Genomic DNA, 15,071 nt, shown 5'->3' with positions numbered 1-15,071 from the left:
CCGCATTTGATGCGGCCTTTCTCAATCGGCTTAACCGCTGAAATCTGTTGCGATTCCCCACAGTTCCATTCTTTAACGCGCGGCGTTAACAGTGTAATATGCGTCGTCATTAATGAGGCCGACAGGGTTCCGGGTAAAGCTCACTTTCCTGAATGTGTCCGTGCTCAAGTTTCCCACTGATTTTCTACGTGAAGATATTCATATAAATGAAGCACATACGAAATTTCTCCATCATCGCTCACATTGACCACGGCAAATCAACGCTCTCTGACCGTTTGATTCAAATTTGTGGTGGCCTGAGCGATCGTGAGATGGCGGCGCAGGTTCTGGACTCCATGGATCTGGAACGTGAGCGCGGCATTACCATTAAAGCGCAGAGCGTGACGCTCGATTACAAAGCGCTGAACGGTGAAACTTACCAGCTCAATTTTATCGATACTCCCGGTCACGTTGACTTCTCCTATGAAGTTTCCCGCTCGCTGGCGGCGTGTGAAGGAGCATTGCTGGTGGTCGATGCAGGGCAGGGCGTTGAAGCGCAGACGCTGGCAAACTGCTACACCGCAATGGAAATGGATCTGGAAGTGGTACCGGTACTGAACAAAATCGACCTGCCTGCCGCCGATCCAGAGCGTGTAGCGGAAGAGATTGAAGATATCGTCGGCATTGACGCGACCGATGCGGTGCGTTGCTCGGCGAAAACCGGCGTCGGCGTGCCCGACGTGCTGGAACGTCTGGTGCGTGACATCCCGCCGCCAGAAGGCGATCCGGAAGGGCCGCTGCAGGCGCTGATCATCGACTCCTGGTTCGATAACTACCTTGGCGTGGTATCGCTGATTCGCATTAAGAACGGCACGCTGCGCAAAGGCGACAAAGTTAAAGTCATGAGCTCCGGTCAAAGCTACAACGCGGATCGTCTCGGCATCTTCACGCCGAAGCGTGTTGATCGCAACGAACTGAACTGCGGTGAAGTAGGCTGGCTGGTGTGTGCGATTAAAGACATCCTCGGCGCACCAGTGGGCGATACCTTGACCTTGCAGCGCAATCCGGCGGAGAAAGTGTTGCCAGGCTTCAAAAAAGTGAAGCCACAGGTTTACGCCGGTCTGTTCCCGATCAGCTCTGACGACTATGAAGCGTTTCGTGATGCGCTGGGCAAATTGAGCCTGAACGATGCGTCACTGTTCTACGAGCCAGAGAGCTCAACGGCGCTGGGCTTCGGTTTCCGCATCGGCTTCCTCGGTCTGCTGCACATGGAGATCATTCAGGAGCGTCTGGAGCGTGAATACGATCTGGATCTGATCACCACCGCGCCAACCGTAGTGTATGAAGTGGAAACCACCGACGGCGAAACTATCTACGTTGATAGCCCGTCGAAGCTGCCACCATTGAACAATATTGCCGAGCTGCGTGAGCCGATTGCGGAGTGTCACATGCTGCTGCCGCAGGAGTTCCTCGGCAACGTCATTACGCTGTGTATCGAAAAACGTGGCGTGCAGACCAACATGGTTTACCACGGCAAGCAGGTTGCGCTGACGTATGAGATTCCGATGGCAGAAGTGGTTCTCGACTTCTTCGACCGTCTGAAATCAACTTCGCGCGGTTATGCCTCGTTGGATTATAACTTCAAACGTTTCCAGACCTCTGACATGGTGCGTGTCGACGTGATGATTAACTCAGAACGTGTTGATGCGCTGGCGCTGATTACTCACCGTGATAACTCACAATATCGTGGCCGCGATCTGGTAGAGAAGATGAAAGATCTGATCCCACGTCAGCAGTTTGATATTGCGATTCAGGCGGCAATCGGCAACCACATTATCGCTCGCTCAACGGTAAAACAGCTGCGTAAAAACGTCCTGGCGAAATGCTATGGCGGTGACGTTAGCCGTAAGAAGAAACTGTTGCAGAAGCAGAAAGACGGTAAGAAGCGAATGAAGCAGGTCGGCAACGTTGAGCTGCCGCAGGAAGCATTCCTTGCCATTCTGCATGTCGGTAAAGACAGCAAATAAGGATTTTTAATGGCTAACATGTTTGCCCTGGTTTTAGTGATCGCCACACTGGTCACTGGCATTATCTGGTGTATCGATCGCTTTAAATGGGCACCGGCGCGTCGTGCGAAACAGGCTGCTGCGCAAGCGCAGGCTGGCAATGCACTCGACAGTAAAACGCTGGCGAAAGTAGCCGCGCAGCCGGGTTGGGTTGAAACCACCGCATCGGTGTTCCCGGTGCTGGCAGTGGTGTTGATCGTGCGTTCGTTTATTTTTGAGCCGTTCCAGATTCCATCGGGCTCAATGATGCCAACGCTGCTGATTGGCGACTTCATCCTCGTGGAGAAGTTTGCTTACGGCATTAAAGATCCGATTACTCAAACCACGCTGATCCCAACCGGCCATCCGCAGCGCGGTGATGTCGCGGTATTCAAATACCCGAAAGATCCCAGCGTGGATTACATTAAGCGCGTGATTGGCTTGCCGGGCGACAAAGTGGTGTTTGATCCTTACAGCAAAACCCTGACCATCAATCCGGGTTGCAGCAGCGGCAATTGCGACACGGCGCTGCCGGTGACTTACACTAACGTTGAGCCAAGCAACTTCATTCAGACCTTCAGCGGCTTTGATGGCAATGAAACCGGCAACGGCTTCTTCCAGGCGCCGCAGGGCGAAACCATGAAGGGCGGCCTGCGTCTCGGCACCCGTAAAGAGACATTGGGCAGCGTAACGCACGATATCTTGCTGGTAAACGAAGCGCAAAGTCAGGCAAGCATGTATTATCAGCAGCCGGGCCAGCCGCAATCGACCTGGATTGTGCCGCAAGGGCAGTATTTCATGATGGGCGATAACCGCGATAACAGCGCCGACAGCCGCTACTGGGGCTTTGTGCCCGAGAAGAATCTGGTCGGCAAAGCGGTGGCTATCTGGATGAGCTTCGAGAAACAAGAAGGACAGTGGCCGACCGGCGTGCGCTTTAGCCGCATTGGTGGGATTCACTAATTAGCTTCAAAAAAGGTTGGCCTCTCTTTCGGGAGGCCAGTGCACACCAAACAGAACAGGTTGGAACCTCAGCCCTGTTTCGTATGCAGTGATAGACGCACAGAACAACTGGAATAGCATGAACCCCATCGTCATTAACAAGCTGCAGCGCAAACTGGGCTACACTTTTACTCATCCGGATTTATTGCAGCAGGCACTGACGCATCGTAGCGCCAGCAGCAAACACAATGAACGTCTTGAATTTCTTGGCGATTCTATTCTCAGCTACGTGATCGCCAATGCGCTCTATCACCGCTTCCCGCGCGTGGACGAAGGCGACATGAGCCGCATGCGTGCCACCTTGGTGCGCGGCAATACGCTGGCGGAGATGGCGCGCGAGTTCGACCTTGGCGAATGTTTACGTCTCGGTCCGGGCGAGCTGAAAAGCGGCGGTTTCCGTCGTGAATCGATCCTCGCGGATACCGTTGAAGCCTTGATTGGCGGCATTTTCCTCGATAGCAGCATTCAAACCGTCGAAAAGTTAATTCTCGACTGGTATCACTCGCGACTGGAACAGATCAGTCCGGGCGATAAACAAAAAGATCCGAAAACGCGCCTGCAGGAGTATTTGCAGGGACGTCATCTGCCGCTGCCATCGTATTTGGTGGTGCAGGTGCGTGGCGAAGCCCACGATCAGGAATTCACCATTCACTGTCAGGTGAGTGGCATGGCAGAACCGGTGGTGGGCATTGGCTCAAGCCGCCGTAAAGCCGAGCAAGCAGCCGCCGAACAGGCGTTAATTAAGCTTGGCCTCGAATAAATAGTCACATCGCAGCGTCGAAAGCGACGCTGCCCAAGTCAGGACTCGAATGAGCGAACTCGAAACATATAGCGGCTTTGTCGCGATTGTAGGCCGACCAAACGTCGGTAAATCCACTTTGCTGAACCAGTTGCTGGGGCAGAAAGTGTCGATCACTTCACGCAAGCCGCAAACCACGCGTCACCGCATCATGGGCATCCACACCGAAGGCGCTTATCAGGCGATCTACGTGGATACGCCAGGGCTGCACATGGAAGAGAAGCGGGCAATCAACCGCCTGATGAACCGTGCCGCCAGCAGCTCCATCGGTGACGTTGAGCTGGTGATCTTTGTGGTTGAAGGCACGCGCTGGACGCCAGACGACGAGATGGTGCTCAACAAGCTGCGTGATAACAAAGTTCCTGTGGTATTGGCGATCAATAAAGTCGACAACATTCAGGACAAGAGCATTCTGTTGCCGCATCTGCAGTTCCTTAGCCAGCAGATGAACTTCCTCGAAATCGTTCCGATCTCAGCGGAAAGCGGCAAAAACGTTGACGCTATTGCGGCGATTGCGCGCAAATGTCTGCCAAAATCTGAGCATCATTTCCCGGAAGATTATGTCACTGACCGCTCTCAGCGTTTTATGGCATCTGAGATCATTCGTGAAAAATTGATGCGCTTCCTTGGCGCTGAGCTGCCTTACTCGGTTACCGTAGAAATTGAGCAGTTTGTTTCGAACGATCGCGGTGGCTACGACATCAATGGCCTAATCCTCGTTGAGCGCGAAGGCCAGAAGAAAATGGTCATCGGCAATAAAGGCGCCAAGATCAAAACCATCGGCATTGAATCGCGTAAAGACATGGAAGAGATGTTTGAAGCGAAAGTGCATCTCGAATTGTGGGTTAAAGTGAAATCTGGCTGGGCGGACGATGAACGTGCGCTGCGCAGCTTAGGTTACTCTGACGAAGGTTAATTGATGGAAGGCTGGCAACGCGCCTTTGTGCTGCACAGTCGCCCTTACAGCGAAACCAGCCTGCTCCTCGATCTCTTCAGCGAAAGTGAAGGACGCGTCCGCGTCCTTGCCAAAGGCGCCCGATCGCGCCGCTCCCAACTGAAAGGTGCGCTGCAACCCTTCACGCCACTGCTGGTGCGCTGGGGTGGACGCGGTGACGTCAAAACGCTGCGCAATGCCGAAGCCGTTTCGCTGGCATTGCCGCTCAGCGGCATCACGCTTTATTGCGGACTCTACGTCAACGAGCTGCTATCGCGCGTGCTGGAGCAGCAAATTCCCTTCTCTGACATGTTCTTTGATTACCTGAATTGCATCCAAACGCTGGCGGCAGGCAACGGCTCGCCTGAACCGGCGCTGCGCCGCTTTGAGCTGGCGCTACTCGGGCATCTCGGCTACGGCGTGGATTTTCTGCATTGCGCCGGCAGCGGGGAAGAGGTTGCTGACGGCATGACCTACAGCTACCGGGAAGAGAAGGGCTTCATCGCCAGTTTGGTGGTCAATCAGCGTAGCTTTACCGGCCGCCAGCTGCGGGCGTTGTGGGAACGCGAATTCCCGGATGCTGATACGCTGCGCGCCGCTAAACGCTTTACGCGCATCGCGCTGAAGCCCTATCTTGGCGGCAAACCGCTGAAGAGTCAGGAACTGTTTCGCCAGTTTGTGCCAAAAAAGAAACCAGATGTGGCAAACGACTAGCGCTGGTCGTACCGCCTGATATATTCAGCGCGGTACACTGCAAACACACTGAACACATTTAAGGACTGTCATGGCTGAGTTGCTGTTAGGCGTCAACATTGACCACATTGCCACCGTTCGTAACGCGCGTGGCACAAACTATCCCGATCCGGTGCAGGCCGCGTTTGTTGCTGAGCAGGCTGGCGCCGACGGCATTACCGTGCATCTGCGTGAAGATCGCCGCCACATCACCGATCGCGATGTGCGCATTCTGCGTGACACCATCCAGACGCGCATGAATCTGGAGATGGCGGTCACTGACGAGATGATCGACATTGCCTGCGAAATCAAGCCGCACTTCGTTTGCCTTGTGCCAGAAAAGCGTCAGGAAGTGACCACCGAAGGTGGGCTGGATGTGGCGGGTCAGCAGGATAAAATCAATGCTGCGGTGCGCCTGTTAAGCGACGCCGGCATTCTGGTATCACTGTTTATCGATGCCGATCACCGCCAGATTGAAGCAGCGGTTACCAGCGGCGCGCCTTATATCGAAATTCACACCGGAGCTTATGCCGAAGCACCCGAAGGTCTTGAGCGTCAGGCGGAGCTGTCGCGCATCCGTAAAGCCGCGACTTTTGCCGCCAGCCTTGGCCTGAAGGTGAATGCCGGTCACGGTTTGACCTACCACAACGTGCAGCCGATTGCTGAACTGCCGGAAATGCACGAGCTGAATATCGGCCATGCGATTATTGGTCGCGCGCTGTTCAGCGGTCTGGCCGATGCGGTCAGTGAAATGAAGCAACTGATGCGGGAAGCGCGTCGCTAATGGCAATTCTCGGACTCGGCAGCGATATCGTAGAGATCGAGCGCATTGCTGGCGTCATTGAGCGCTCCGGCGACCGTCTGGCGCGCCGCGTATTGAGCGAAGCCGAGTGGCAACAATATCAGGCGCACCAGCAACCGGTGCGCTTTCTTGCCAAACGTTTTGCGGTGAAAGAGGCGGCAGCAAAAGCCTTCGGCACCGGCATTCGCGGTGGGCTGGCTTTCAATCAGTTCGAAGTGTACAACGATGCACTGGGCAAGCCGGGATTACGTTTCTTTGAGCAGGCCAAAGTGATTGCCAGCCAGCTCGGCGTGAAGTACGTGCATGTGACGTTAGCGGATGAACGCCATTACGCCTGTGCAACGGTGATTATCGAGAACTAAGGATGCAACACCACGAACTTCTCCCACAGCGCCTCGCGGCTCTCCGGGTGCTGTGGATCGAGAATAATGGTGTTATCAATCGGGCAGACGCTTTGGCAGGTCGGCACATCGTAATGGCCCACGCACTCGGTGCAGCGGTCTACATCAATCTCATAGATCGCATCGCCTAAGCTAATTGCCTGGTTTGGGCATTCAGGTTCGCACATATCGCAATTGATGCATTTAGTGGTGATGAGCAGGGCCATAGCGGAAGTCCAATAACAGCAGAAAAGGCGCGGGTATTATACGCGCCTGATCTCATCAGACCAGCTTTTTCACCAACTCTTCGCTGTGGCGAATGTGGCTGGAAGCACGTTCGGGATCGTTTTGTACCAGCGCCATAAACAGCAGATCGGTCAGCGCCAGCTGCGCGCTGGTCGACGAGATCGCCGCGCTGCGCGTGCTTTGCTCTTCCGCCACGGTGTAGAGGCAAACCGTGGCGCATTGCTGCAGGGCATTCGGCGTAAAGCCGGTGAAGGCAAGCACATCGGCACCGACCTGCGCCGCTTCCTGTGCCGCCAGATTGATTTCGCGTCGTTCGCCGGTGTAGGAAATCGCCAGCAGCACATCGCCCGGCGCCATCGCTTGCACGCTGGCAAGCAACGCGTGCATATCCTGTTCCGCCACCGCATTGATGCCGATCTTCATCAGCTTCCACGAAAAATCTTTCGCCACTAAACCGGACGCACCGATGCCAACCAGCAAAATACGATTGGCGTTCTTCAACAGCTGTAAGGTTTGCAGCAGCTTCTCTTCGCTGTTGATATCCAGCGTGGCGCGGATCGCTGAGATCTTCTCGGTCAGCAGCTTTTCACCGACCACTTTCAGCGGATCGTCGCTGAGAATATGGTTATGCACGGTGATCGCATCGCGATCGGCCATCGACTCGCTCAGCGCCAGCTTCAGCGCCGGAAAGCCTTTATAGCCCAGCTTCTGGGCAAACTTCACCACGCTGGACTGGCTAACGCCCGATTCCTCAGCGAGTTTTTGTGAACTGAGATGCCGTGCACGATCCGGCTGCGACAGCAAAAAATCCGCCAGCCGACGCTCATTTAGCGCCAGTCGAGGGTAGAGCTGACGAATGCGCAGCAATGAACTCATGGTTCGATCCTTAATTCCTTTATCCGCAAACAGCGCGTAAACGCGAAGAATAAACTATTCAAATGGCATTGTAGTCATTGGAATTAAAAATAGCAGCTTTCGCCTCGAACGCCGAAGCTGGCTACACTGTAGTGCAGAAACCGCGAAGGATAGAGAAGGAGTGCTGTTTGACAAAGGGTACACAACGACGCGTGGTGTTTTTCGATCTCGATGGCACGCTACATCAGCAAGACATGTTTGGCACCTTTATGCGCTATCTGCTGCGACGTCAGCCGATCAATCTGCTGCTGGTGGTGCCGCTGTTGCCGGTGATCGGTCTTGGGATGCTGTTCAAAGGGCGCGCCGCACGCTGGCCGATGAGTTTATTACTGTGGGCGATCACCTTCGGCCATAGCGAAACACGTCTGCGCCAGCGTGAGGCTGAATTCGCCGAGTGGTTCCGCCAGCGTGTTACCGCGTTTCCGGTGGTACAGCAGCGACTTACCGACTATCTCAGCAGTAATGATGCTGATGTCTGGCTGATTACCGGTTCGCCGCAGTCGCTGGTGGAGCAAGTCTATTTCGATTCGGCATTTTTACCGCGCGTGCAGCTGATCGCCAGCCAGATGAAACCGGGCCGTGGCGGACGTTTACTGTCGATGCGCTGTCTTGGTCATGAAAAGGTGGCGCAGCTGGAGGAGAAAATCGGCACGCCGCTGCAACTGTATAGCGGTTACAGCGACAGCAAACAGGACAACCCGCTACTGTTCTTCTGCCAGCATCGCTGGCGCGTCACGCCAAGCGGTGAGCTGCAACAGCTGGAATAACGCTTCGATTCCAGCTGCAGCATCGCTATAATGCGCCGCCTTAAATGTCCGCAGGAGTTGCCCGGTGAACCCACAAACTGATGAATATTGGATGCGTTATGCGCTGGAACTGGCGAAGCGCGCGTGGGAGCAGGGCGAAGTGCCGGTCGGTGCGGTGCTGGTGCAGGGCGACAAGGTGATTGGCGAAGGCTGGAATCGGCCGATTGGTCAGCACGATCCTACCGCACATGCCGAGATCATGGCGCTGCGCCAGGGCGGCAAAGTACTGGAAAACTATCGTCTGCTGGATACCACGCTGTACGTCACGCTGGAACCCTGTGTGATGTGCGCCGGTGCGATGGTGCATAGCCGCATCACGCGACTGGTGTATGGCGCTAAAGATGAGAAAACCGGCGCGGCCGGTTCACTGCTGGATGTGATTGGTCATCCTGGCATGAATCATCAAATTCAGATTGATTGCGGCGTGCTGGCGGAAGAGTGTGCCGGGATGCTGAGTGACTTCTTCCGCATGCGTCGCGAGCAGAAGAAGGCGCTGCGTCAGGCGCAGCGCACCGGTTAATTCATCGCAATTTTCGGTTCGACCGCCGGGTAACCGGCGCCTAACTCCGCTTCCAACGCCGACTGCTGCGCTAAACGCTTCTCCTGCTCCTGCAAATATCCTACCAAACTGATCTGATACTTACGGATGTTCTCAACGTAGTTATAGGCTTCGTGGCCGCGCGCGTAGCCGTAGGTGGTTTGCGTGTAGTAGCGCTTCTGGCTCAGCATCGGCAAACGCAGCTTCACGTCGGCCCAGCTGTCCGGATTGCCGCCCTGTTTCGCCGTTAGCTTGCGTACATCCAGCATGTGCGCGTAGCCCATGTTATATGCCGCCAGCGCGAACCAGATGCGTTCATCCTCCGGAATGGTCTCCGGCACTTTCTCCATCATGCGCTTGAGATATTCGCTGCCGCCGCGAATGCTCTGTTCGGGATCGAGGCGATCGTCAACGTCAAGGCTATCGGCGGTATTGCGCGTCAGCATCATCATGCCACGCACGCCGGTTGGCGACGTAGCCTGCGGATTCCAGTGCGATTCCTGATAAGAGATTGCCGCCAGTAAACGCCAATCCATGCTGGCAGAATATTTCTCAAACAGCGGTTTGATATCCGGCAGCGTGTTATCAATAGCGCGCAGGAAGGTGCGGGTATCAACGTAATCGAAGGTGCCAACGTGGCCGAGATACTTCTCTTCCAGTCGCGCCATGGTGCCTTCCTCGCCCATCTGGCTGTAGAAGTCGAGCATCGCCGCGCTCAGGCTGTCGTCATCGTTACGCGGCAAATACCAGGTTACCGGCTCTTCATCGGTCACATCAAACGCCACCGCCAGCTGCGGATGAATGCGCTGCAACAGGCCGATGGTGACCGAATCGCCCACCGTGTAATCGAGTTTGCCGTCTGCAACCGCTTCAAGCAGCGCTTTCTGGCCCTGATCGGTGGAGATCGCCCAGTCGAGATCGGGATAGCTGTCAGCTTTGGCGGAACGTAAAGTTGACAGATATGCCGAACCGGACTGCACAATCAGGCGGCCTTTGAGATCGCCGAGATTTTTCGGCCGGGGCTTATCAATGCGGTACACCAGCTGCTGCGACACCGAATAGTAGCTCGGGCCACTTTGGTAGTGCGCGAGGCGCTCGCTGTTGTAGATCAAGCCGGCAGCCAGCAAATCCGCTTTACCGTCATCGAGGTCGTCAAACAGGTCGCCAAGGTTAGGACGCACCTCAACTTCCAGTTTCACGCCCAGGTAATCGGCGAAGCGCTTCGCCAGCTCGTAATCCATACCGGCTGGTGCATTGTTAATGGTGTAGTAAGTCAGCGGAGAGTTAACGGTACTGATGCGCAGCACTCCGCGTGATTTGATCTGTGATAGCGCGTCTGTTCCGCCCCCGTACCACGGGATGGAAGGCCACAATGCTAGCGCAAGTAGCACGGTGATCAGACCGATAAACAGATAGTTTATTTTTAGGCGTTTCAAATAGTTGTCTCGTAATGGCTCACAGGCCTCTGTCTTTTAAAGGCAGTATTTATGTTGTTTTAACTCCCAGAGCGAGGGGCATTTTGCGCAACAAAAAGGGGCAGGGCAACTTTTATAGCAAGAATTGTGCAAAATTCAGCCAAGCGCCAGGTGCCAGAATTTATGCGCAAACGGTTTCGTAACCCGTGCTGTTTCTCTATAATACCGCCCGTTTTCCCCTGTTGCGCCCAATGAAGCGTCGCCCGGCACTTCAAAGACGAGAGATCTTTAATGATGGAAATTCTGCGTGGTTCGCCCGCTCTGTCGGCATTTCGTGTAAACAAACTGCTGACCCGCTTTCAGGACGCTCACCTTGCGGTGAGTGATATTTACGCCGAGTACGTCCATTTTGCCGATGTTAGTGCACCGCTCAGCGCGGATGAGCAAGCCCGCCTGCAACGCCTGCTGAAATACGGTCCTTCTCTCGCCGAACACGCGCCACAAGGGCGTCTGTTGCTGGTAACGCCGCGTCCCGGCACCATCTCTCCGTGGTCATCGAAAGCCACCGACATCGCCCACAACTGCGATCTGCCACAGGTATTGCGTCTTGAGCGCGGCATGGCCTTCTATGTGCAGGCACCTGAGCTGACGGAAGCACAGTGGCAGCAGCTGGCTAGCCTGCTGCATGACCGCATGATGGAAACGGTGTTCGCTGACCTCAACGATGCGCAGCAGCTATTTGCTCACCATCAGCCGCAACCGCTGAAAAGCGTTGACGTGCTGGGCGCCGGTCGCAGTGCGCTGGAGCAGGCCAACACCACGCTGGGCCTGGCGCTGGCCGATGATGAGATCGATTACCTGCTTGATGCCTTTACTAAGCTGGGCCGCAATCCAAACGACATTGAGCTCTACATGTTTGCGCAGGCAAACTCTGAGCACTGTCGTCACAAGATCTTCAACGCCGACTGGATTATCGACGGCGAAAAGCAGCCGAAGTCGCTGTTTAAAATGATCAAAAACACCTTTGAACATAATCCTGAGCATGTGCTGTCTGCTTATAAAGACAACGCAGCGGTAATGGAAGGTTCTGAGGTTGGCCGCTTCTACGCCGATGCGCAGAAGGGCGAATATGAATTCCATCAGGAAGAAGCGCATATCCTGATGAAGGTCGAAACCCATAACCACCCAACCGCCATTTCACCGTGGCCGGGTGCCGCGACCGGTTCCGGTGGCGAAATCCGTGATGAAGGCGCAACCGGACGTGGCGCGAAGCCAAAAGCCGGTCTGGTCGGTTTCTCGGTATCGAACCTGCGTATTCCTGGTTTTGAACAGCCGTGGGAAGAGGATTTCGGTAAGCCGGATCGCATTGTCACCGCGCTGGATATCATGACTGAAGGCCCACTGGGCGGCGCGGCGTTCAACAACGAATTTGGTCGTCCAGCCCTGAACGGCTACTTCCGTACCTACGAAGAGCGCGTAAACAGCCACAATGGCGTTGAGCTGCGCGGCTATCACAAGCCAATCATGCTGGCGGGCGGCATCGGTAACATCCGTGCCGATCACGTGCAGAAAGGCGAAATCGTGGTGGGCGCCAAACTGATCGTGCTGGGTGGACCGGCGATGAACATCGGTTTAGGCGGCGGCGCGGCATCTTCGATGGCGTCTGGCCAATCGGATGCCGATCTCGACTTTGCGTCAGTACAGCGCGACAACCCAGAAATGGAACGTCGTTGCCAGGAAGTGATCGACCGCTGCTGGCAGCTGGGGGAAGCCAACCCGATTCTGTTTATCCACGACGTCGGCGCGGGCGGTTTGTCGAACGCCATGCCAGAACTGGTGAGCGACGGTAATCGTGGCGGTAACTTCAACCTGCGCGACATCCTCAGCGATGAGCCAGGCATGAGCCCGCTGGAAGTGTGGTGTAACGAGTCGCAGGAACGTTATGTGCTGGCGGTTGCCCCTGCACAACTGGCGCTGTTTGACGAGCTGTGTAAGCGTGAACGCGCACCTTATGCCGTCATCGGTGAAGCCACCGAAGAGCTACATCTGAACCTTGCCGACAGCCATTTCGACAACAAGCCAATCGACATGCCGCTCGACGTGCTGCTGGGCAAAACGCCGAAGATGACGCGTGATGTTGCCAGCCAGCAGGCTAAAGGTGATGCGCTGCAGCGTGACGGCATTAGCGTGGCGGATGCGGTAAATCGCGTGCTGCACTTGCCGACCGTGGCAGAAAAAACCTTCCTGATCACCATTGGTGACCGCAGCGTAACCGGCATGGTCGCGCGCGATCAGATGGTAGGTCCGTGGCAGATTCCGGTTGCGAACTGCGCTGTCACCACCGCCAGCCTCGATAGCTATCACGGTGAAGCATTCTCCCTCGGCGAGCGCGCGCCAGTGGCGTTGCTCGACTTCGCCGCCTCAGGTCGTCTGGCCGTCGGTGAAGCGCTGACCAACATCGCAGCAACCTCAATTGGTTCGCTGCAACGCGTTAAGCTGTCTGCGAACTGGATGGCCGCTGCTGGTCACCCGGGCGAAGACGCCGGCTTGTACGCTGCGGTGAAAGCGGTCGGCGAAGAGCTGTGTCCGGCGCTGGGCATCACCATTCCGGTGGGCAAAGACTCGATGTCGATGAAAACCCGCTGGCAGAATGGCACCGAGCAGCGCGAAATGACCTCGCCGCTGTCGCTGGTGATCACCGCTTTTGCCCGCGTTGAAGATGTGCGTCGCACCGTGACGCCACAGCTGCAAGCGGATCAAGACAACCTGCTGTTGCTGGTGGATCTCGGCAACGGCGCGAACACGCTTGGCGCGACTGCGCTGTCGCAGGTTTATCGTCAGCTGGGCGACAAGCCTGCCGACGTGCGTGACGCCACGCAGCTGGCGGGCTTCTTCAACGCCATTCAGGCGCTGGTGGCCGAGCAGAAACTGCTGGCTTACCACGACCGTTCTGACGGCGGCCTGCTGGTCACGCTGGCGGAGATGGCCTTCACCGGTCACTGCGGCATCGAAGCGGATATCGCCGCGCTGGGCAGCGATGCGTTAGCCGCATTGTTCACCGAAGAGCTGGGCGCGGTGCTGCAGATCAACGCAGCGGATCGTGCAGCAGTCGAGAAGGTGTTTGCTGACCACGGCCTGAGCGCTAACCTGCATGTGATTGGTAAAGCACTGCCGGGCGATCGCTTCGTGATCCGTTCTGGCGACAGCGCGGTGTACAGCGAAAGCCGTACCACGTTGCGTACATGGTGGGCAGAAACCACCTGGCAGATGCAGCGTCTGCGTGATAACCCAGCCTGCGCCGATCAGGAGCATGAAGCGAAGAAAGACGATAACGATCCAGGTCTGAACGTCCATCTGACCTTCAAGCCAGAAGAAGATGTTGCGGCACCGATGATCGCAACGGGCGCGCGTCCGCGTGTGGCAGTGCTGCGTGAGCAGGGCGTCAACTCACACGTGGAAATGGCTGCCGCCTTCCATCGTGCGGGCTTTACTGCGGTTGACGTGCACATGAGCGATCTGCTGGCTGGCCGTCGCGGTCTGGAAGAGTTCCAGGCGCTGGTCGCCTGCGGCGGCTTCTCGTACGGTGACGTGCTGGGCGCGGGCGAAGGCTGGGCGAAATCCATCCTGTTCAATGGCCGCGTGCGTGATGAGTTCGAGAACTTCTTCCATCGCCCACAAACGCTGGCACTTGGCGTGTGTAACGGTTGCCAGATGATGTCGAACCTGCGTGAACTGATTCCAGGCAGCGAGCTGTGGCCACGCTTTGTGCGCAACCAGTCCGAGCGTTTCGAAGCGCGTTTCAGTCTGGTTGAAGTGGCGGCGAGTCCATCGCTGCTGCTGGATGGCATGGTCGGATCGCATATGCCAATCGCGGTATCGCACGGTGAAGGTTTTGTCGAAGTGCGTGACGGCGCGCATCTGGCACAGCTGGAGAGCAAAGGTTTAGTGGCGCTGCGCTTCGTCGATAACTTCGGCAAAGTGACAGAAAGCTATCCGGCCAACCCGAATGGCTCGCCAAACGGCATCACTGCGGTGACCAACGAAAGCGGTCGCGTCACCATTATGATGCCGCACCCAGAGCGTGTGTTCCGTACCGTGAGCAACTCATGGCATCCGGCAGAGTGGGGCGAGGACAGCCCGTGGATGCGTATCTTCCGCAACGCGCGCAAGCAGTTGGGATAAGCAAAACAAAGGCCGCTAAATAGCGGCCTTTTTTATTCTTCTGCGTGTTTTGTAAGGTCGCCATTCATGGCGACCTTGCTAAAATCCGCATAAGTTTCAAACTGTCGGAAAACAACGACAATCCCGCCATTACACTGTCGCCAAAAGGTGACATTTAACTCATTGATTTATATGAATGGGAAATTAACACGCCAAACTCGTTGCTAATTAGCGACACTTTTCACTGACCGTCCGGTCCGCTTTTCTCAAGGATCCCGCTTCCTGTCTGGCATTCCTCTGATAATAAACGCTATTTA

At 55.9% G+C, this 15,071-nt stretch carries 13 protein-coding genes; 10 read left to right on the top strand and 3 right to left on the bottom strand.

Annotated elements, in window-relative coordinates:
- Positions 1-206: 206 nt before the first annotated feature.
- The 7 genes from lepA to acpS all read left to right on the top strand — a co-directional run bounded on the left by lepA (position 207) and on the right by acpS (position 6,655).
- Entirely contained in the window at positions 207-2,006 is a 1,800-nt protein-coding gene (gene lepA, locus FHW71_RS05215; RefSeq protein ID WP_008101519.1) for a translation elongation factor 4, read from the top strand.
- A gap of 9 nt (positions 2,007-2,015) precedes the next feature.
- Entirely contained in the window at positions 2,016-2,987 is a 972-nt protein-coding gene (lepB, locus tag FHW71_RS05210) for a signal peptidase I (RefSeq protein WP_008101516.1), read from the top strand.
- A 118-nt stretch (positions 2,988-3,105) separates the two neighbouring features.
- Complete coding sequence (gene rnc / locus FHW71_RS05205) at positions 3,106-3,786, top strand: ribonuclease III (RefSeq protein ID WP_036620136.1); 681 nt, start codon at positions 3,106-3,108, stop codon at positions 3,784-3,786.
- 49 nt (positions 3,787-3,835) lie between these two features.
- Entirely contained in the window at positions 3,836-4,741 is a 906-nt protein-coding gene (gene era, locus FHW71_RS05200) for a GTPase Era (RefSeq protein ID WP_008101512.1), read from the top strand.
- 3 nt (positions 4,742-4,744) lie between these two features.
- Positions 4,745-5,473, top strand: coding sequence for a DNA repair protein RecO (gene recO, locus FHW71_RS05195; protein ID WP_179449844.1), 729 nt, complete (start codon positions 4,745-4,747; stop codon positions 5,471-5,473).
- A 70-nt stretch (positions 5,474-5,543) separates the two neighbouring features.
- Positions 5,544-6,275 (top strand): pyridoxine 5'-phosphate synthase, encoded by a 732-nt coding sequence (pdxJ, locus tag FHW71_RS05190; RefSeq protein WP_008101508.1) that lies wholly within the window; start codon positions 5,544-5,546, stop codon positions 6,273-6,275.
- The gene (gene acpS / locus FHW71_RS05185; RefSeq protein ID WP_179449846.1) at positions 6,275-6,655 is read left to right on the top strand and encodes a holo-ACP synthase; all 381 of its coding nucleotides are present in this window, start codon (positions 6,275-6,277) and stop codon (positions 6,653-6,655) included. Before pdxJ ends, acpS begins: the two co-directional genes overlap by 1 nt.
- Here the strand turns inward: acpS and FHW71_RS05180 are convergent.
- Positions 6,652-6,900 (bottom strand): YfhL family 4Fe-4S dicluster ferredoxin, encoded by a 249-nt coding sequence (locus FHW71_RS05180; RefSeq protein WP_008101505.1) that lies wholly within the window; start codon positions 6,898-6,900, stop codon positions 6,652-6,654. The two genes, acpS and FHW71_RS05180, sit on opposite strands and share 4 nt — an antisense overlap.
- A 55-nt stretch (positions 6,901-6,955) precedes the next feature.
- Positions 6,956-7,795, bottom strand: coding sequence for a MurR/RpiR family transcriptional regulator (locus FHW71_RS05175; RefSeq protein WP_007886185.1), 840 nt, complete (start codon positions 7,793-7,795; stop codon positions 6,956-6,958).
- A gap of 167 nt (positions 7,796-7,962) precedes the next feature.
- Between FHW71_RS05175 and yfhb the strand changes: the two genes are divergently transcribed.
- Together yfhb and tadA are read left to right on the top strand one after the other, a co-directional pair.
- Positions 7,963-8,601, top strand: a complete 639-nt coding sequence (yfhb, locus tag FHW71_RS05170; protein WP_008101503.1) for a phosphatidylglycerophosphatase C — start codon at positions 7,963-7,965, stop codon at positions 8,599-8,601.
- A 64-nt stretch (positions 8,602-8,665) separates the two neighbouring features.
- Positions 8,666-9,160 carry a tRNA adenosine(34) deaminase TadA gene (tadA, locus tag FHW71_RS05165; RefSeq protein ID WP_008101500.1) on the top strand — a complete coding sequence of 165 codons (495 nt, stop codon included), beginning with the start codon at positions 8,666-8,668 and terminating at the stop codon, positions 9,158-9,160.
- On the opposite strand, the gene mltF is transcribed toward tadA, so the two are convergent.
- Positions 9,157-10,614, bottom strand: coding sequence for a membrane-bound lytic murein transglycosylase MltF (mltF, locus tag FHW71_RS05160; protein WP_008101499.1), 1,458 nt, complete (start codon positions 10,612-10,614; stop codon positions 9,157-9,159). The two genes, tadA and mltF, sit on opposite strands and share 4 nt — an antisense overlap.
- Before the next feature lie 270 nt (positions 10,615-10,884).
- Here mltF and purL point away from each other — a divergent pair, with 270 nt between their 5' ends.
- Complete coding sequence (gene purL / locus FHW71_RS05155; RefSeq protein WP_179449848.1) at positions 10,885-14,775, top strand: phosphoribosylformylglycinamidine synthase; 3,891 nt, start codon at positions 10,885-10,887, stop codon at positions 14,773-14,775.
- The last annotated feature ends 296 nt before the right edge of the window (positions 14,776-15,071 follow it).

The organism is Enterobacter sp. Sphag1F (genome assembly GCF_014193275.1).
Classification (GTDB): Bacteria; Pseudomonadota; Gammaproteobacteria; order Enterobacterales; family Enterobacteriaceae; genus Pantoea; species Pantoea symbiotica.
Note: the sequence above shows the minus strand (reverse complement) of the source record. Positions and strands in the feature narration are given on the sequence as shown.

Coding starts and splice junctions, on each gene's coding strand:
- lepA (WP_008101519.1), top strand. CDS start 207: ATGAAGCACATACGAAATTTCTCCATCATCGCTCACATTGACCACGGC.
- lepB (WP_008101516.1), top strand. CDS start 2,016: ATGGCTAACATGTTTGCCCTGGTTTTAGTGATCGCCACACTGGTCACT.
- rnc (WP_036620136.1), top strand. CDS start 3,106: ATGAACCCCATCGTCATTAACAAGCTGCAGCGCAAACTGGGCTACACT.
- era (WP_008101512.1), top strand. CDS start 3,836: ATGAGCGAACTCGAAACATATAGCGGCTTTGTCGCGATTGTAGGCCGA.
- recO (WP_179449844.1), top strand. CDS start 4,745: ATGGAAGGCTGGCAACGCGCCTTTGTGCTGCACAGTCGCCCTTACAGC.
- pdxJ (WP_008101508.1), top strand. CDS start 5,544: ATGGCTGAGTTGCTGTTAGGCGTCAACATTGACCACATTGCCACCGTT.
- acpS (WP_179449846.1), top strand. CDS start 6,275: ATGGCAATTCTCGGACTCGGCAGCGATATCGTAGAGATCGAGCGCATT.
- FHW71_RS05180 (WP_008101505.1), bottom strand. CDS start 6,900: ATGGCCCTGCTCATCACCACTAAATGCATCAATTGCGATATGTGCGAA.
- FHW71_RS05175 (WP_007886185.1), bottom strand. CDS start 7,795: ATGAGTTCATTGCTGCGCATTCGTCAGCTCTACCCTCGACTGGCGCTA.
- purL (WP_179449848.1), top strand. CDS start 10,885: ATGATGGAAATTCTGCGTGGTTCGCCCGCTCTGTCGGCATTTCGTGTA.